Below are 17,792 nucleotides of genomic sequence, written 5' to 3'. Positions count from 1 at the left end.
GTTGCAGCCCTTTATGCTCGTAGATTCCCATTGTCACCTCGATCGCCTTGACCTCGCCGCCCATGACGGCTCGCTGGATGCCGCCCTCGAGGCGGCCCGCCAGCGCGGGGTAGGGCACTTCCTGTGCATCGGTGTCAGCGCCGACAACGCGGCCGATGTCAAAGCCCTGGCTGAGCGTTACGACGACGTCGATTGTTCAGTCGGCGTGCATCCGCTGGACGTGCAGCCGGGTGCGGCGCCTGCGCTGGACTGGCTGTTGCACGAGCTCAATCATCCGCGCGTCGTGGCGATCGGTGAAACCGGCCTGGATTATCACTACGAACCGGAAGCGGCAGAGTTGCAGCAGCAATCCTTCAGGTTGCACCTGCAAGCGGCCCAGCAGACCGGCAAGCCGGTGATCATCCATACCCGTGGTGCCCGCGCCGATACCTTGGACCTGCTGCGTGAAGCGGCGCTGCCCCAGGCGGGCGTGCTGCACTGTTTCACCGAGGACTGGGACATGGCGAAAGCCGCGCTGGACATGGGTTACTACATTTCCCTGTCCGGGATTGTCACGTTCCGCAATGCCGACGCGCTGCGCGACGTGGCGAGCAAGGTGCCGGCCGACCGTTTGCTGGTGGAAACCGACTCACCGTACCTGGCGCCGATCCCGTACCGTGGCAAGCCGAACCTGCCGCAGTACGTTCGTGAAGTAGCGGAATTTCTGGCAATGTTGCGGGGTGAGGCTTACGAGCGATTTGCCGAGCAGACCACCGAGAACTTCAAGCGGTTGTTCCCGCTGGCGCATGTGAAAGGTTAAATCGCAGGCAAAAAAAACCCGGGTTCTGGGGGGTGAATCCGGGTTAAGACCATTAGGAGTAAAACAATGGCACGCGGTCCGTTGGTACCAATATCGGCGTGACACTTGGGGGAGATGCCCCGCCGACAGTTCAAGTATTGATCAGTATTTCGCACCGTCCAGTTTGTAGGCTGCGGTTTTTAAACAAATTTGGAATACGCACGCTTCAGAAGAGTTCTCATCAAGCGGCTGTCTTGCGCGAAATCATCAAGAAACACAGATATGGACGGATGATCCGTGCATTTTGGCGTAATTTAGGCATAATACGCGGCTTCGAATTTTGACCCCTACAGACCTTTTCTTATGCATAAAGAACCTCGTAAGGTCCGTGAGTTTCGTCGCCGCGAGCAAGAAATTCTCGATACCGCGCTCAAGCTGTTCCTCGACCAGGGTGAAGACAGTGTCACCGTCGAGATGATTGCTGATGCTGTCGGTATCGGCAAAGGCACGATCTACAAGCACTTCAAGTCCAAGGCCGAGATCTATCTGCGCCTGATGCTCGACTATGAGCGCGATTTGAACGAGCTGTTGCATTCGGCTGATGTCGACAAGGACAAGGAAGCCCTGTCCCGCGCCTATTTCGAATTCCGCATGCGCGATCCCCAGCGTTACCGCTTGTTTGACCGCCTGGAAGAGAAGGTCGTCAAGGGCAACCAGGTACCGGAGATGGTCGAGGAACTGCACAAGATCCGCGCCTCCAACTTCGAACGCCTGACCTTGCTCATCAAGGGCCGGATCAGCGAAGGCAAGCTTGAAGACGTGCCGCCTTACTTCCATTACTGCGCGTCCTGGGCGCTGGTACACGGTGCCGTGGCGCTGTATCACTCGCCGTTCTGGAGCAACGTGCTGGAAGACCAGGAAGGCTTCTTCCAGTTTCTGATGGACATCGGCGTGCGCATGGGCAACAAGCGCAAGCGCGACAACGACACCCCGAGCAGCTGAGCCATTCAGCCGCCTTATTGCCCATGATTTCTCTACATGGCGCAGTACCGCAGGAATATACTCAGGCATAGGGCTTGCTAAAACTTGATTTGTGAGTCAAGTTTTACCAGCCCGTATATTTCTTCGCCGGAGTCATCATGATCGTCGACCGTCAAGGCAGGCGCTTTCGCAATTTAAGAGTCAGCCTGACCTCAGCCTGCAATTACGCTTGTACCTACTGCGTGCCCAACGGCAAGCGGCTGGTGGCTGCGCAGGATGAATTGTCGGCCGAAGCCATGGCACGCGGGGTGGCCTACCTGATCGAAGCGGCGGGCATCGAGCGCTTGCGCATCACCGGTGGCGAACCGCTGGTCAGCCCGAAACTCGAAGCCTTCATGGCCGCGGTCGGGCAGATGGGGCTGCAGGACATCAGCCTGACCACCAACGGGCAGCTGCTGGCGAAGAAGCTGCCGATCCTGATCGACGCCGGCATTCGACGCATCAACGTTTCCCTCGATACTCTGGACGCCTCTGCGTTTCGCAGCATTGCCCGTGGCGGCGACCTGGCGACGGTGCTCGGCGGCATGGATCAGGCCCGTGCAGCGGGCATGAAGGTCAAGGTCAACATGGTGCCGCTGCGCGGCCAGAACCTCGACCAGGTGATGCCACTGCTCGACTATTGCCTGGAGCGTGGCTATGAACTGCGCTTTATCGAGTTGATGCGCATGGGCCACCTGGCTAGCGACTCCAATGCCTTCCTGCAGCAGTTTGTCAGCCTGCAACAGCTGCTGAGCCTGATCGGCGAGCGTTATGAGTATCTCCAGGCCGATGCGCCTGTAGACGCGACCGCTGTACGTTATGAAATTCCGGGGCAGGGCTATTTTGGCGTGATTGCCAACGAAAGCGTTCCGTTCTGCCGCACCTGCTCGCGGTTGCGCCTGTCCTCCACTGGCTGGCTGCATGGCTGCCTGTCGTCGAGCAATCGCCACTATGTCGGCGACCTGCTGGACAAACCGCGCCATCAGGCTTTGCCGGCGTTGCAGCGACTGCTGGTCAAGGCATTGGGCGACAAGCAGGAAGTGGCGTTTTCCGGTGGTGCCACGGTCATGAAGATTATTGGCGGCTGAGCTGGCGCAAAAGCTGCATCCCACGGCCATTCGCCGGTTTTCCGTCACCGGCCTCTGGAGGATAGGATGCGTAGCCTGGTTTTGCTGCTGGCCATATTGGCGCTCGGTGGCTGCATGAATGTCAGCGACATGGCCGAAGGGACTCGCTACCACATGAGCGACGCCGGCCTGCTGGACCACAGCGACAGCCGCCGGGTGAACAACCTGCGCATTCAGCCGGACTCCTTCGTCTACATTGCCCAGGGCGCCTTTGTACCGCCTGGCAGTGCCGTCTACCCGCGCCCCAACGTGATCGCCGAAGTCGCCTTCGATGGTTTCGTCGAATATTTCCCGATGGTCCGCCGCGCCCGCACACCGCAAGGTCTTGACCAGGCCATGGGCGAAGCCCGTGCCGTGGGTGCCCATTACCTGCTCTATACGCGTTTCGCCAACTCCGATGACCGCATCGGCAACTCGGATGAGTGGCTGGACCAGGAAGCCCTTGATCGCCTCGGCATCGACACCGGCGTGATTCAGGTCATGTTGATCGAGACCAGCACCCAGTATTTGATTGATACTGCACGTATCCAGGGTCGTGGTGGTCTGCTGACCTTCCACGACGAAAAACCCGAAGACCTGATGGGCCCGCCGCTGCAACAGTACGCGCGCAGCCTGCTGGGGCTCAGCGACCAGTAATTTCAAGGAGAACGCCATGAGTGGCCCGCAAAAAGCCAACGACCTGCTGGGGCAAATCCCCAAGACCCAAGGCTTGCCACCGGTCCACCTGTGGAACCCCGACTTCTGCGGCGACATCGACATGCGCATCGCCCGCGACGGTACCTGGTATTACCTGGGCACGCCGATCGGGCGCAAGCCGATGGTCAAGCTGTTCTCCACCATCATTCGCCGCGACGGTGATGATTACTTCCTGATCACGCCGGTGGAGAAGGTTGGCATCAAGGTCGATGACGCACCTTTTGTGGCGATTGCCGTGGAGGTGGAAGGTAAGGGCGAGAAGCAGGTCCTGCGCTTCACCACCAACGTCGATGAGACTGCCGAGGCCGGCACCGAGCATCCGATTCGCGTGGTCATCGATCCCGACACACAAGAGCCGGCGCCCTATGTGCATGTGCGCACCAACCTCGAAGCGCTAATCCATCGCAATGTGTTCTATCAACTGGTTGAGCTGGCGGTGAGCCGTGAGATCGAGGGTCAGCGCTGGTTGGGGGTGTGGAGTGGCGGTGAATTCTTCCCCATCGGTCTAGAGCCTTAATCGGTCAAAATGTGGGAGCGGGCTTGCTCGCGAAGGCGGTGTGCCTGACACATGGATGTTAGATGTACAGACGCTTTCGCGAGCAAGCCCGCTCCCACATTTGATCTATGTATTATTTTAATGTGATTGACAGCCAATCATATGATGATTAGCGTGGACACCCATCGCGAACGGCTTTGAGGTGTCCATGTCCAGCAGTTTTCATGCGTCGACCGTCGATTGGCTGGGCTGCTGGATCGCTGCCGGGCAGGTCAAGCCCGGTGAGGCGCTCAAGGTCGAAGCCGACCTCGGCGAACAACTGGGTGTCAGCCGCACCGTTATCCGCGAAGCCATCAAGACCCTGGTCGCCAAGGGCATGCTCGAGGTCGGGCCGAAGGTCGGTACGCGAGTGTTGCCGGTACGGCGCTGGAACCTCTTCGATCCGCAAGTCGTCGGCTGGCTGTCCCGCAGCGGTTTGCCGGAAAACTTCGTCGATGACTTGCTCGACCTGCGCCGCACCATCGAGCCGATGGCCGTGCGTTGGGCCTGCGAACGCGCAACCGCACAACAGCTCGACGCCATTTCATTGGCCTACAACGCGTTGGAGCGAGCAGTGGACAGCGGCGTCGACTACAACCGCGCCGACCAGCTCTTCCACGAGTGCATCCTCGCCGCCAGCCACAATCAATTCATCGAACAAATGGTCCCGGCCCTGGGCGCGCTGCTGGCCGTGTGTTTCGAAGTGTCCGCCGCCGACCCCGACGAACTGCGCCGCACCTTGCCGATTCATAAAGATATGGCCGACGCCATCGCCGCCCGGGATACCGCGCGGGGTGTCTGGGCCTGCATGACCCTGATCGATAACGCTGACCTGGCGATCAAACGCTTCTACCCACAAGTGATGGCCGACAAAAAAGACAGCTGAGCACGGAAAACTCTTGTGGGAGCGGGCTTGCTCGCGAAGGCATCGGCACATTCAACATCGCCTTTCCCTGCCACACCGCCTTCGCGAGCAAGCCCGCTCCCACATTAAAAAACAAGAACAATGCAGGAGGTTTCATGGAGTGCACCGCAGTGACCGAACACCGCGCCCAGCTCGGCGAAGGCCCGTTCTGGGATGCGCCGACCCAGGCGCTGTACTGGGTGGACATCGCCGGCAAACAGGCGCTGCGCTTGATCGGCGCCAACGTGCAGATCTGGCAGATGCCGGAGCACGTGTCGGCGTTCATCCCCTGTGCGAGCGGCGATGCGCTGGTGACCTTGAGCAGCGGGGTGTATCGGCTGGATCTGGATTCACCTGGACTAGCGCCTCGACTGACCTTGTTCTGCGTCGCCGATCCGCACCCCGGTAACCGCCCCAACGAGGCCCGCTGCGATGCCCAGGGCCGGCTCTGGCTCGGCACCATGCAAAACAACATTGGCGAGCAGGGCGAAGACCTGCCTGTCGAACGGCGTTCCGGTGGCCTGTTCCGCATTGATCGCGACGCACGGGTGACGCCGCTGCTGCGTGGCTTGGGCATTCCCAACACGTTGCTGTGGAGCGATGACGCCACCACCGTTTATTTCGGCGACAGCCTCGACGGCACGTTGTACCAGCATTTCATTCGTACCGACGGCCACCTCGAACCGCCACTGGCCTGGTTCGGCCCCCACACCCGCGGCGGCCCGGACGGCTCGGCGATGGATGCCGAAGGTTTTATCTGGAATGCGCGATGGGATGGCAGTTGCCTGCTCAGGCTGACGCCGGACGGGCAGGTCGATCGGGTGATCGAACTGCCCGTCAGCCGTCCGACCAGTTGCGTATTTGGCGATGCCGACCTGAAAACTTTGTACATCACCAGTGCCGCGAGTCCGCTTGGGCATCCGCTGGATGGAGCGGTACTGGCGATCCGCGTCGACGTTGCAGGAAAGATCTGTAGCCGATTCGCTGGTTAGATCCCTAAATATGGGATGTAAATATATATATTGAGATTATCGGCGAGCCGGGTTTATAGTCGGCTCCATCAGTTACACGCACTCACACTTAAAAAAACAAAACAGGTGAAGTGATGCAGCGATATTCCCCCGCACTCCCGCGTGGAGTCCGCGTTTCAGAGTACCTCAGGGCTGAAACGTTTTCGCGCCTGCCTGTTTCTTCCACTCGCCTTTTGACCGGACATCCACCGATGCCCGGTTTTCGTCGTGCTTTCGAACAGGAGTCCTGATCCATGGCTGAACCTCTTTCGCTGCCACCAGTGCCCGAACCCCCAAAGGGCGAGCGCCTGAAAAATAAAGTCGTGCTGTTGACCGGCGCCGCCCAGGGCATCGGCGAGGCGATCGTGGCGACCTTCGCGTCCCAGCAAGCCAAGCTGGTCATCAGCGATATCCAGGGTGAAAAAGTCGAAAATGTCGCGGCGCAGTGGCGGGGCAAAGGGGCTGACGTGGTGGCGATCAAGGCCGACGTTTCGCAGCCGCAAGACCTGCAGGCGATGGCCAGGCTGGCGGTCGAGCTGCACGGGCGAATCGACGTGCTGGTCAATTGCGCCGGGGTCAACGTGTTCCGCGATCCGCTGGAAATGACCGAGGAAGACTGGCGTCGCTGCTTCGCCATCGACCTCGATGGCGCCTGGTACGGTTGCAAGGCAGTGTTGCCGCAGATGATCGAGCAGGGCATCGGCAGCATCATCAACATCGCTTCCACCCATTCCACCCACATCATTCCGGGCTGCTTCCCCTATCCGGTGGCCAAGCACGGCCTGCTCGGCCTGACCCGCGCCCTGGGGATCGAATACGCCCCCAAGGGCATTCGCGTCAACGCCATTGCACCGGGCTACATCGAAACCCAATTGAACGTCGACTACTGGAACGGCTTTGCCGACCCCCATGCCGAACGTCAGCGCGCCTTCGACCTGCATCCGCCACGCCGCATCGGCCAGCCGATCGAGGTGGCCATGACCGCGGTGTTCCTGGCCAGTGATGAAGCGCCGTTCATCAACGCTTCGTGCATCACCATCGATGGCGGGCGCTCAGTGATGTACCACGACTGAGTCGTGCGGGTTTCAGGTGTTAACTACGCCTGAAATCCAATCATCATACGATATGACTATTGGCAGTACGCTCAACAAAAACAACAAGGAGTCAGCTTATGAATCGTCGTCATGCCATCCGTACCCTGTGCTGTGCCGCCCTGGCGGTCAGCGCGGTCAGTCTCAGCAGCACGCTGCTGGCGGCCGAAGAAGTGAAAATCGGTTTTTTGGTCAAGCAAGCGGAAGAACCCTGGTTCCAGACCGAATGGGCATTCGCCGAAAAGGCCGGCAAGGAGAAGGGCTTTACCCTGATCAAGATCGCCGTGCCGGATGGCGAGAAAACCCTGTCGGCCATCGACAGCCTGGCGGCCAACGGCGCCAAGGGTTTCGTGATCTGCCCGCCGGACGTGTCCCTGGGCCCGGCGATCATGGCCAAGGCCAAACTCAACGGCTTGAAAGTGATCGCCGTGGATGACCGCTTCGTCGATGCCAGCGGCAAGTTCATGGAAGACGTGCCGTACCTGGGCATGGCGGCGTTCGAGGTCGGCGAGAAGCAGGGCAGCGCCATGGCCACCGAAGCGAAAAAACGCGGCTGGGAATGGAAAGACACCTATGCCGTGATCAACACCTACAACGAACTCGACACCGGCAAAAAACGCACCGACGGTTCGGTCAAGGCCTTGCAGGATGCGGGCATGCCCAAGGACCACATCCTCTTCTCCGCCCTGAAAACCCTCGACGTACCGGGCAGCATGGACGCCACTAACTCGGCGCTGGTGAAATTGCCGAGCGCGGCGAAGAACCTGATCATCGGTGGCATGAACGACAACACTGTGCTCGGCGGCGTGCGTGCCACCGAAGCCGCCGGTTTTGCCGCGGCGAACGTGATCGGCATCGGCATCAACGGCACCGACGCCATTGGCGAACTGAAGAAACCCGACAGCGGCTTCTACGGTTCGATGCTGCCCAGCCCGCACATCGAGGGCTACAACACCGCCAGCATGATGTACGAGTGGGTTACCAGCGGCAAAGAACCGGCGAAGTACACCGCCATGGACGACGTGACGCTGATCACGCGCGACAACTTCAAGCAGGAACTGGAAAAGATCGGCCTGTGGAATTGAGGGCCGGTTGATTTCATTGGCGGCCCCGGCAACGGGGTTGCCTGATCTGTGTGATGAGGTGGTTATGCACGCGCAAACACAAGTACAGCAGCACGGCAGTTCTTTCAGTGGCAGTGGCAGCTTGCGCTTCAACGGGATCGGCAAGACCTTTCCCGGGGTGAAGGCGCTGGACAACATCAACTTCGTCGCCCATCCGGGGCAGGTTCATGCCTTGATGGGCGAGAACGGTGCTGGCAAGTCGACCTTGCTGAAAATCCTCGGCGGCGCCTACATCCCGAGTAGCGGCGAGCTGCAGATCGGCGGCCAGACCATGGCCTTCAAGTCCACCGCCGACAGCATTGCCAGCGGCGTCGCGGTGATTCACCAGGAGCTGCACCTGGTGCCGGAAATGACCGTGGCGGAAAACCTGTTTCTCGGTCACCTGCCCGCCAGTTTCGGCCTGATCAATCGCGGCACCCTGCGCCAGCAAGCCCTGGCCTGTCTCAAGGGGCTGGCCGACGAAATCGACCCGCAGGAGAAAGTCGGGCGCCTGTCCCTCGGCCAGCGACAGTTGGTCGAGATCGCCAAGGCCTTGTCCCGTGGCGCCCATGTCATCGCCTTCGACGAACCCACCAGCAGCCTGTCGGCGCGGGAGATCGACCGCTTGATGGCGATCATCGCGCGCCTGCGCGACGAGGGCAAAGTGGTGCTCTACGTCTCCCATCGCATGGAGGAAGTGTTCCGCATCTGCAACGCGGTAACGGTGTTCAAGGATGGCCGCTACGTGCGCACCTTCGAAGACATGAGCCAACTGACCCACGATCAACTGGTCACCTGCATGGTCGGTCGCGACATCCAGGACATCTACGATTACCGCCCGCGCCCGCGCGGTGCGGTGGCGTTGAGGGTCGACGGCCTGCTCGGGCCGGGCCTGCGTGAACCGGTCAGTTTCGACGCGCACAAAGGCGAGATTCTCGGCTTGTTCGGCCTGGTCGGCGCGGGGCGCACGGAGTTGTTTCGCCTGCTCAGCGGCCTCGAACGCAACAGTGCCGGTCGCCTTGAGCTGCGCGGCCATGAATTGAAACTGCGCTCACCCCGGGACGCGATTGCGGCCGGGATCCTGCTCTGTCCCGAGGACCGCAAGAAACAGGGCATCCTGCCCCTGGCCAGCGTTGCCGAGAACATCAATATCAGCGCCCGCGGTGCGCATTCCACCTTCGGTTGCCTGTTGCGCGGTTTGTGGGAGAAGGGCAACGCCGACAAGCAGATCAAGGCGCTCAAGGTGAAAACACCGCACGCCGGCCAGCAGATCAAGTTTCTCTCCGGCGGCAACCAGCAGAAGGCCATTCTCGGTCGCTGGCTGTCGATGCCGATGAAAGTCCTGCTGCTTGACGAGCCTACCCGCGGCATCGACATCGGCGCCAAGGCGGAGATCTACCAGATCATCCATGACCTGGCTGCCAGTGGCATTGCGGTGATCGTGGTGTCCAGCGACCTGATGGAAGTGATGGGCATTTCCGACCGCATCCTGGTGCTGTGCGAAGGCGCGCTGCGCGGCGAACTGAGCCGCGAACAGGCCAATGAATCCAACCTGCTGCAACTGGCTTTGCCGCGCCAACGCGCTGACGGCGTGGCGAACTGAGAGGTGACTATGATGACAAGCCAAAACGACGCACTGCCAACCCCGCGCAAGCCCCTGGACCTGCGGCGCTTTCTCGATGACTGGGTGATGCTGCTGGCGGCCGTGGGGATCTTCGTGCTCTGCACCTTGATGATCGACAACTTCCTCTCGCCCTTGAACATGCGCGGCCTGGGCCTGGCGATTTCCACCACCGGGATCGCGGCGTGCACCATGTTGTATTGCCTGGCGTCCGGGCACTTCGACCTGTCGGTGGGTTCGGTGATCGCCTGCGCCGGGGTGGTTGCCGCCGTAGTGATGCGTGATACCGACAGTCTCTTTCTCGGGGTCAGTGCAGCACTGGCGATGGGACTGATCGTCGGGCTGATCAATGGCATCGTGATCGCCAAGCTGCGGGTCAATGCGCTGATCACCACGCTGGCGACCATGCAGATCGTCCGCGGCCTGGCCTACATCTTCGCCAATGGCAAAGCGGTGGGCGTGTCCCAGGAGTCGTTCTTCGTGTTCGGTAACGGTCAGTTGTTCGGCGTGCCGGTGCCGATCCTGATCACCATCGTCTGCTTCCTGTTCTTCGGCTGGTTGCTCAACTACACCACCTACGGGCGCAACACCATGGCCATCGGCGGTAACCAGGAAGCGGCGCTGCTGGCGGGCGTGAATGTCGACCGGACCAAGATCATCATCTTCGCCGTTCACGGCCTGATCGGTGCGCTGGCCGGGGTGATCCTGGCGTCGCGCATGACCTCGGGCCAGCCGATGATCGGGCAGGGTTTCGAGTTGACGGTGATCTCGGCTTGCGTGCTGGGTGGCGTGTCCCTCAGTGGCGGGATCGGCATGATCCGGCATGTGATTGCCGGGGTGTTGATCCTGGCGATCATCGAGAACGCGATGAACCTGAAGAACATCGATACCTTCTACCAGTATGTGATTCGGGGTTCGATCCTGTTGCTGGCGGTAGTAATTGACCGCCTGAAACAGCGCTGATCAACCTGTGTCCTGCACAAGACTGAATGTGCAGGCGATCCAGTGTGGGAGCGGGCTTGCTCGCGAATGCGGTGTGTCAGTCAACTAAACAGTGGGTGACATACCGCATTCGCGAGCAAGCCCGCTCCCACTTCGACTCCATTCCCTTCTGTCACCTCCCATAAATATTCCTTGCCCGTCATAACATGTATCGGTTACTAATTTGTACATGATTAGACAGGTACGATTCGACAAGAAACAACGGGTGGTCGACGAACTCATCCGGCGTATTGAAAGCGGTCTCATGGAGGACGGCTTTCATCTACCGGGCGAGCATCAGTTGGCCCAGGAATTCAAAGTCAGCCGAGGAACCTTGCGTGAAGCGCTGGCAGAGTTGAAACGGCGCAACTACATTGCGACGCAAAGCGGGGTCGGTTCCATCGTCACTTTCGACGGTGTGGCACTGGATCAGCGCAGCGGCTGGGCCCAGGCCCTGGCCGACAGCGGCGCGCTGGTCAATACCGAAGTGTTGCGGTTCGAGGCGGTGACCCGTCCTGACCTGCTGTTACGTTTCGGCACCGACCAATTCATCACCCTCGACCGTCGCCGCCGCACCAACGACGGCACGCTGGTCTCCCTCGAACGCTCATTGATGCCCGCTAGCGGAGGCCTGGAAAGCCTGCCGCGGGTTGGCCTGATCGATAACTCGCTGACCATCACCTTGGCCGCCTATGGCTACATCGGCGAACGTGGTGATCAATGGATCGGCGCCGAACCGTTGAACGCCGAAGATGCCGAGCTGCTGGGGCGTCCGGTCGGCACGGTTTTCCTCAAGGCCTTGCGCACCACCTATGACCGGCAACACCGCTTCATGGAGCAGGTGGAAAGCCTGCTCGACCCCGTGCATTTTCGTCTGCACCTGCAATTTGGACCTTCGAAATGACCGCCCTCGATCGTGCGCTTGGCGCGTTCTACGGCCTGGCCCTGGGCGACGCGCTGGGCATGCCGACCCAATCCCTGAGCCGCGCCCAGATCCAGGCGCGCTTCGGCGACATCACCAATCTTGAAGATGCCGGTCCTGATCAACCGATCGCCGCCAATATGCCCAAAGGCTCGATCACCGATGACACTGAACAGGCGATCCTGGTCGGTCAGTTGTTGATCGAAGGCAAAGGCCACATTGAACCCTCGGTCCTTGCTCAACGCCTGATCGAATGGGAAGCGGTGATGCAGGCCAAGGGCTCGCAGGACCTGCTCGGCCCTTCGACCAAACGGGCGATCGAGATGATCCTCGCCGGCCATTCACCCGAAGAAGCCGGGCGCTACGGCACGACCAACGGCGCGGCCATGCGTATCACACCGGTGGGGATTGCTGCCGACGTGGCCAATCCCGAGCGTTTCATCGATGCCGTGGTGCAAGCCTGCCAGGTTACCCACAACACCACGCTGGGCATTTCCAGCGCGTCGGCGGTGGCGGCGGTGGTGTCCGCCGGGATCAACGGCATGGACTTGGGCGAGGCATTGAACCTCGGCCAGCAATTTGCCCAGCAAGCCGAAGGCCATGGCCACTGGGTGGCTGGCGGTCGCATCGCTTCGCGCATCAGTTGGGCACGCAGCATCAGCGTCGACAGTGACAAGGCGTTGCTCGCCGATCTGCTGTACGACGTGATTGGCACTTCGGTGGCTTCCCAGGAGTCGGTGGTGGTGTCGTTTGCCTTGGCCCAGCAAGTGGCCATCGGCGAAATGAGTGCCTTCGACGCACTGTGCATGGCCGCCAGCCTGGGCGGAGATACCGACACCATCGCGGCGATTCTGGGGGCGATGCTCGGGGCCTGCCTGGGTCTGGCGAGTTGGCCGGTCGAGATGATCGACACGGTCAAGGCCGTCAATGAGCTGGAGCTGGAGCCGCTTGTGAAAGGACTCCTCACCCTGCGCTGAGGAACACAAATCCCCTGTAGGAGCTGCCGCAGGCTGCGATCTTTTGATCTTTGGCGGTCTTGAGGTCGCTGAAAATCAAGATCAAAAGATCGCAGCCTGCGGCAGCTCCTACCTTGCCCACAACCACAAAAATGGCAACAGGAGCATTTTTTCATGAGTTCATCGAACGCCGGGCAGAACGCCGGGCAGCTGGAAACCCGCGGCATCGAGCCGGTGCCGGAGGCCGAGTGCAATGGGCATCCGCTGCAGCTGTTCTGGGTCTGGTTCGCCGCCAACATTTCTATCCTCGGCCTGCCGCTGGGTGCGACCCTCGTGGCCTTTCGCGGCCTGGCGATCTGGCAGGCAGTCATCGTCGCGATCCTCGGTGCCGCCGGTTCCTTCGCGGTGGTCGGGATCATTTCCATTGCCGGTCGTCGTGGCCGCGCACCGAGCCTGACCCTGTCCCGCGCCATCTTCGGCGTGCGCGGCAATATCGGCCCGACCCTGGTTTCGCTGATGTCGCGCCTGGGCTGGGAAACCGTCAACACCACCACCGCCGCGTTCGTCTTGCTGTCGCTGTGCTCGATCCTCTTTGGTTCGCCGGTGGAAGCGAAAAGCGCGCCGCTGCTGACCCTGGTGTTCATCGCGATTTTCGTACTGTTGACCTTGTCGGTCTCCGGCCTCGGTCACGCCACGCTGCTGGTGATTCAGAAGTGGGCAACCTACGTGTTCGGCGCCCTGAACATCCTGGTCGGCGGCTTCCTTTGCGCCACCATCGACTGGAGTGCGGTGTTCAACGCCACGCCAGCGCCGATGAGCGCAATGATCATCGGTATCGGCACCATGGCCGCCGGCACCGGGATCGGCTGGGCCAACGCCGGTGCCGACATGTCCCGTTATCAGCACCGCAGCGTCAAGGCCGTGCGCCTGGTGGCGTCGGCAGCGTTCGGCGCGGGCATCCCACTGGTGCTGTTGATCACCCTCGGCGGCCTGCTGTCGGTGGGCAGCAACGACCTGGCCCAGGCCACCGACCCGATCATCGCCATCCGCGACATGCTGCCGACCTGGATGGCCGTGCCGTACCTGATCACCGCTTTCGGTGGCCTGCTGCTGTCGAACAACCTGTCGGTATACTCCGCCGGCCTCACCACGCTGACCCTCGGCCTCAAGGTCAAGCGCGTCTACGCCGTGGTGGTGGACATCGTGGCGATCTTCGCCGGTTCGATCTACTTCATGCTGATCGCCGACAGTTTCTACGGCCCGTTCATCACCTTCATTTCCCTGCTGGCGGTGCCGATCACGGCGTGGGTCGGGATCTTTGTGGTCGACCTGATTCATCGTCACTACTACAGTCCCAAGGACCTGCTGGACGTCAGCCCGAGCAGCGCCTACTGGTATCGCGGCGGCGTCGAGTGGCGCGCGTTCGGTGCCTGGGCGCTGGCGATCGTGCTCGGGTTCAGTTTCACCACCATCGGCACCACGTCAGAAAACGTCTGGTTCAAGGGATTCCTGTCCGACTCGTGGCTGGGGCATAACGGCCTCGGCTGGATCGTGACCTTTGTGGTCGCCGGTGGCATTTATCTGGTACTCGGCGGGGCGAAGGACCGTCGTGCCGCAATGGTCGAGAATGCTCATGCCTAAGATGCTGCACACGGGCCAGGTGATCATCGACCTGGTCATGGCCGTGGATCAATTGCCGCAAGCGGGAGGCGACGTGTTGGCGCAGTCCGCCAGTTTCGAAGCGGGCGGCGGTTTCAATGTGATGGCGGCCGCACAACGTAACGGCCTGCCGGTGGTCTACCTCGGTCGCCACGGCAGCGGACGTTTCGGTGACCTGGCGCGTGAGGCGATGAATGCCGAAGGCATCCGGATCGGCATCGCTGACCCTGCCGAGCGCGACACCGGGCTGTGCGTGGCCATCACCGACGCTTCGGCCGAACGCAGTTTCGTCTCCTACATCGGCGCCGAAGGCGAGTTGACGGCCGAGGACCTGGCCAGTGTACCGGCCGAGACGGGCGATTATGTCTACGTCAGCGGCTACAGCCTGCTGCAGGCGGGCAAGGCACAGGCGCTGGTGGATTGGGTTTTGGCGTTGCCGGGCGCGGTCAAGGTGGTGTTCGATCCGGGGCCGCTGGTGGACTCGCCGGACATGCCGCTGATGCAGGCGCTGCTGGCGCGCATCGACGTATGGACCAGCAACAGCGTCGAAGCGCTGAAGATTACCGGTGCGCCGGACATTGCTCAGGCGCTGGATCGTCTGGTCGAGCATTTGCCGCGCGACGTGCTCATGGTAGTGCGTGACGGGCCCCAGGGCTGCTGGATTCATCAGCAGGGCGAGCGTCGGCATGTGCCGGGTTTCAAGGTGCAGGCGGTGGACAGCAATGGCGCCGGCGATGCCCATGCAGGAGTGTTCGTGGCGGGGCTGGCGCAGGGTTTGTCGGCGTTTGATGCGGCGCGAAGGGCGAATGCGGCAGCGGCGTTGGCGGTGACCCGGTGGGGGCCGGCGACTTCGCCGGGGGCTGCTGAGGTGGATGCATTAATCTGTGAGACTTTCGGCGCCTGATCGACCGTCATCGCCAGCAGGCTGGCTCCCACAAGTTGCGATGGTGAACACATGACTGATGAACAACATCGAACCCTGTGGGAGCCAGCCTGCTGGCGATGCCGCCATCAGGTCCAAAACAGGATTCGACTTTAACCAGCCTTGCGCAACGCCTCGATCAACTCCTGCTTTCGCATCGACGATCGCCCGGGAATGTCTTTCGCCCGGGCCTCTTTCCTCAAACTATCGACGGTCTGGGTATCGCGCGAAACCTTGCTGCTGCGCGGATGGCCGTCACGGCTGACGACGGCGCGACGTGCAGATTCCTTGCGATCCGCGGACTTGGCACTGGCCGGCTTCTTGCGCCCGGAACCCCCGGCACGCTCACCACCACCGGACTGTTTGTTCACCGTCGCCCAGGCACGCGCTTCGGCTTCGTCCCTGGACACGCCCTTGTGCTCATAGCTCTCTTCGATGTGTTCGGCCTTGCGTTTCTGCTCGGCGGTGTATTTGTCTTTGGTTCCACGAGGCATGGGATTTCTCCAGGCTTGCTGATGGGTTCAAACATCCAGCTTGCGTGCCGCCTCAACGCCGGCAGCGCTGAGCTTGATCGGCAGATTCAGCGAGTGCTCGCCGTCCTCGTTGCACTGCACGTTGCCGTGCTGGATCAGTCCACGTTCCTGCAGTTCGGCGAGGGTACTGGCGACGATCTTCTCCCCCCGGTAATTGTCCAGCACCTCCTTGCCCAGGCCACTCGGGTGGGCGTGCAGCAGGCGGGTCAGGACTTCTTTTTCCAGGTTTTTATCGACGTTCATGGTTACCTCTTCGTTGCGATAGGTAGGTGGTGCGGTGAACTATTGGCTCACGCCCCCTAAAGAGCCCGAGCCACCTTCGGTGGTGGTCGAGCCGATGCCGGGGGCGGCGTTATCGGGTGTCTTGGTATCGGGCTGGTTCAGGCCACCCTGGCGGCCGGCATCGTTGCCCTGGATGCGCGGATCGGTACCGGTTGACGGCGGCAGGCTGCTGTCGACGCCCGTGCCGTTGGTGTTGATGCCGGGGGCGCTCTGGATGGCGGGGGCTCTGGGCGATTCGACCGGGTTGGTCGGGCCGGTGCCGGACGCGGTGGTGGCAGCATTGGCAAGCGGGGAGAGCAGGACAGCGAGGGCGAGAGCGGTCAACCGGGGCGTGCGCATGGTGGTGTCTCCATTGATTTAGAGTCCCTACCTGATGTTGGTCCGCCCCCGTTTCGGATTGGTGCCTGATGAACGACGAACGGTTCAGGCTTGCAGCAATGACCTGGTCGAGCTCAGCCGACGCCAGATCAGGCGACCCACGGTGATCAGCCAGTTGAGGCCGGCGACCGCCAACAGGGTGTACAGCAGCGTCGCCATTCCTTGCTCGACGATGATTTTCCCGGCAAGCAGCGGGAAGCCGAACACGCCGATGAAATACGACAGACTGAACAGCAGCAAGGATTGCGCGGTGGTGCCGTTCGGCGCCTCATTCGCGGCCAGGCCGTTGATCACAGAATAGGTCAGGCCGTAACCGACCCCGAGCATCACCGCCGCCAACACATAGCTCAAGCCATCGTCGACCACGAAACCGAACATCAGGATCGAGCCCATCATCAGGCCCGACAGCAGGCACGAGGCGCGCAGCGGATCGCGCTTGACCACGAAGCCGGCGATCAGCAGGCGGCTGCTGATCGCCGCACCCATGAAGCCGAGGAAGAACAGCGAATAGTCCAGTGAGCGCGCGGCGGCGTAGCTGGTCTGGAAACTCGACAGGCCGCCGAAAACGCAACCGCCAAGGCCGACCATGACGATCGGCAGCACCGCCCGGGACGACAGCACTTGCGCGGCGGCACGCCAGGAAATCCGCGACACGGCAGTCGAGGGCACGGCCGCTTTTTTCAGCTGGCCATCCAGTCTCCAGAACAGCAACACGCCCATCAGGCTGGCCAGCGCGGCCAGGTAAAACGCGGCCGTCACCGGATAGCCCAAGGCACTGGCGGCACGACCGAGCAAAGGACCACTGCCGATTCCGCTCATCATGCTGCCCGACAGCAGGGCAAAATATTTCGCCCGTTGCGCAGGCGTCACCAGGCTCGCGACGATGATCGGCCCGAGGGTATAGAACACCCCCCAGCCCAAGCCCAGCAGCAGCCCGAAAAACAGCAGCCATTGGCCAAAGCCCGGTGTCAGGGCAAAGCCCAGGCTGGCGGCCACCAGCAACAAGCCGAACAGTGCCACCGAGCGGGCCGCACCGAGCAGGTCGCACAGGTGGCCGGAAACGATCACCGCCGCGAAGGTACTGAGCATCGCCGCCGAAATCACGCTGCCGGCATCGTGCTCGTTACCCCCGCGAGAGTCGATCAGCAATGACAGCAAAAAAGTCGAGCCGTAGGACAGGGACAGCAAGTAGCTGGCCAGGCAAAACAGGCCGAACAACTTGCTGGAGACTTGAGGTGTTGCAGTAGACATGACGCGGTTCCTTGACCCGATAG

At 61.4% G+C, this 17,792-nt stretch carries 19 protein-coding genes; 15 read left to right on the top strand and 4 right to left on the bottom strand.

What is annotated here, in order from left to right; genetic code table 11:
- Positions 1–13: 13 nt before the first annotated feature.
- The 15 genes from SOP85_RS23680 to SOP85_RS23610 all read left to right on the top strand — a co-directional run bounded on the left by SOP85_RS23680 (position 14) and on the right by SOP85_RS23610 (position 15,307).
- A complete protein-coding gene (locus tag SOP85_RS23680; protein WP_274072966.1) occupies positions 14–799 on the top strand; it encodes a TatD family hydrolase in 786 nt (261 codons plus the stop codon).
- A gap of 342 nt (positions 800–1,141) precedes the next feature.
- The gene (locus SOP85_RS23675) at positions 1,142–1,780 is read left to right on the top strand and encodes a TetR/AcrR family transcriptional regulator (RefSeq protein ID WP_274072967.1); all 639 of its coding nucleotides are present in this window, start codon (positions 1,142–1,144) and stop codon (positions 1,778–1,780) included.
- A gap of 137 nt (positions 1,781–1,917) precedes the next feature.
- Positions 1,918–2,886 carry a GTP 3',8-cyclase MoaA gene (locus SOP85_RS23670; protein ID WP_274072968.1) on the top strand — a complete coding sequence of 323 codons (969 nt, stop codon included), beginning with the start codon at positions 1,918–1,920 and terminating at the stop codon, positions 2,884–2,886.
- Positions 2,887–2,952: 66 nt separating this feature from the next.
- Positions 2,953–3,561, top strand: a complete 609-nt coding sequence (locus tag SOP85_RS23665) for a DUF4823 domain-containing protein (RefSeq protein ID WP_323628401.1) — start codon at positions 2,953–2,955, stop codon at positions 3,559–3,561.
- 16 nt (positions 3,562–3,577) lie between these two features.
- Positions 3,578–4,138: a DUF1285 domain-containing protein gene (locus tag SOP85_RS23660; protein WP_274072970.1), complete on the top strand. Its 561-nt coding sequence runs from the start codon at positions 3,578–3,580 to the stop codon at positions 4,136–4,138.
- A 187-nt stretch (positions 4,139–4,325) separates the two neighbouring features.
- On the top strand, positions 4,326–5,042 hold the full coding sequence (locus SOP85_RS23655) for a FadR/GntR family transcriptional regulator (RefSeq protein ID WP_323628400.1): 717 nt from the start codon (positions 4,326–4,328) through the stop codon (positions 5,040–5,042).
- A 134-nt stretch (positions 5,043–5,176) separates the two neighbouring features.
- On the top strand, positions 5,177–6,052 hold the full coding sequence (locus tag SOP85_RS23650) for an SMP-30/gluconolactonase/LRE family protein (protein WP_323628398.1): 876 nt from the start codon (positions 5,177–5,179) through the stop codon (positions 6,050–6,052).
- 272 nt (positions 6,053–6,324) lie between these two features.
- Positions 6,325–7,143: an SDR family oxidoreductase gene (locus SOP85_RS23645; protein WP_274072973.1), complete on the top strand. Its 819-nt coding sequence runs from the start codon at positions 6,325–6,327 to the stop codon at positions 7,141–7,143.
- Between the two features lie 98 nt (positions 7,144–7,241).
- Positions 7,242–8,246, top strand: a complete 1,005-nt coding sequence (locus tag SOP85_RS23640) for a substrate-binding domain-containing protein (RefSeq protein ID WP_323628397.1) — start codon at positions 7,242–7,244, stop codon at positions 8,244–8,246.
- A gap of 64 nt (positions 8,247–8,310) precedes the next feature.
- Positions 8,311–9,867 (top strand): L-arabinose ABC transporter ATP-binding protein AraG, encoded by a 1,557-nt coding sequence (gene araG / locus SOP85_RS23635; protein ID WP_323628396.1) that lies wholly within the window; start codon positions 8,311–8,313, stop codon positions 9,865–9,867.
- 12 nt (positions 9,868–9,879) lie between these two features.
- On the top strand, positions 9,880–10,848 hold the full coding sequence (araH, locus tag SOP85_RS23630; protein ID WP_274072976.1) for an L-arabinose ABC transporter permease AraH: 969 nt from the start codon (positions 9,880–9,882) through the stop codon (positions 10,846–10,848).
- A gap of 208 nt (positions 10,849–11,056) precedes the next feature.
- Entirely contained in the window at positions 11,057–11,770 is a 714-nt protein-coding gene (locus SOP85_RS23625) for a GntR family transcriptional regulator (RefSeq protein WP_274072977.1), read from the top strand.
- Entirely contained in the window at positions 11,767–12,765 is a 999-nt protein-coding gene (locus tag SOP85_RS23620; RefSeq protein WP_323628395.1) for an ADP-ribosylglycohydrolase family protein, read from the top strand. The genes SOP85_RS23625 and SOP85_RS23620 overlap by 4 nt, the downstream gene beginning before the upstream one ends.
- Before the next feature lie 153 nt (positions 12,766–12,918).
- Positions 12,919–14,385, top strand: a complete 1,467-nt coding sequence (locus SOP85_RS23615) for a purine-cytosine permease family protein (protein WP_323628394.1) — start codon at positions 12,919–12,921, stop codon at positions 14,383–14,385.
- Positions 14,378–15,307, top strand: a complete 930-nt coding sequence (locus tag SOP85_RS23610) for a PfkB family carbohydrate kinase (protein WP_323628393.1) — start codon at positions 14,378–14,380, stop codon at positions 15,305–15,307. Before SOP85_RS23615 ends, SOP85_RS23610 begins: the two co-directional genes overlap by 8 nt.
- Positions 15,308–15,438: 131 nt before the next feature.
- On the opposite strand, the gene SOP85_RS23605 is transcribed toward SOP85_RS23610, so the two are convergent.
- From SOP85_RS23605 to SOP85_RS23590, 4 genes are all read right to left on the bottom strand, one after another.
- Positions 15,439–15,819 carry a Rho termination factor N-terminal domain-containing protein gene (locus tag SOP85_RS23605; protein WP_323628392.1) on the bottom strand — a complete coding sequence of 127 codons (381 nt, stop codon included), beginning with the start codon at positions 15,817–15,819 and terminating at the stop codon, positions 15,439–15,441.
- 27 nt (positions 15,820–15,846) lie between these two features.
- Positions 15,847–16,101 carry a hypothetical protein gene (locus SOP85_RS23600; protein WP_274072983.1) on the bottom strand — a complete coding sequence of 85 codons (255 nt, stop codon included), beginning with the start codon at positions 16,099–16,101 and terminating at the stop codon, positions 15,847–15,849.
- A gap of 39 nt (positions 16,102–16,140) precedes the next feature.
- Positions 16,141–16,479 (bottom strand): hypothetical protein, encoded by a 339-nt coding sequence (locus tag SOP85_RS23595; RefSeq protein WP_274072984.1) that lies wholly within the window; start codon positions 16,477–16,479, stop codon positions 16,141–16,143.
- Between the two features lie 84 nt (positions 16,480–16,563).
- Positions 16,564–17,769 (bottom strand): MFS transporter, encoded by a 1,206-nt coding sequence (locus SOP85_RS23590; protein WP_323628391.1) that lies wholly within the window; start codon positions 17,767–17,769, stop codon positions 16,564–16,566.
- Between the last annotated feature and the right edge of the window lie 23 nt (positions 17,770–17,792).

It is taken from the genome of Pseudomonas sp. YuFO20 (genome assembly GCF_035064975.1).
In the GTDB taxonomy this organism is placed as follows: domain Bacteria; phylum Pseudomonadota; class Gammaproteobacteria; order Pseudomonadales; family Pseudomonadaceae; genus Aquipseudomonas; species Aquipseudomonas putida_AE.
Note: the sequence above shows the minus strand (reverse complement) of the source record. Positions and strands in the feature narration are given on the sequence as shown.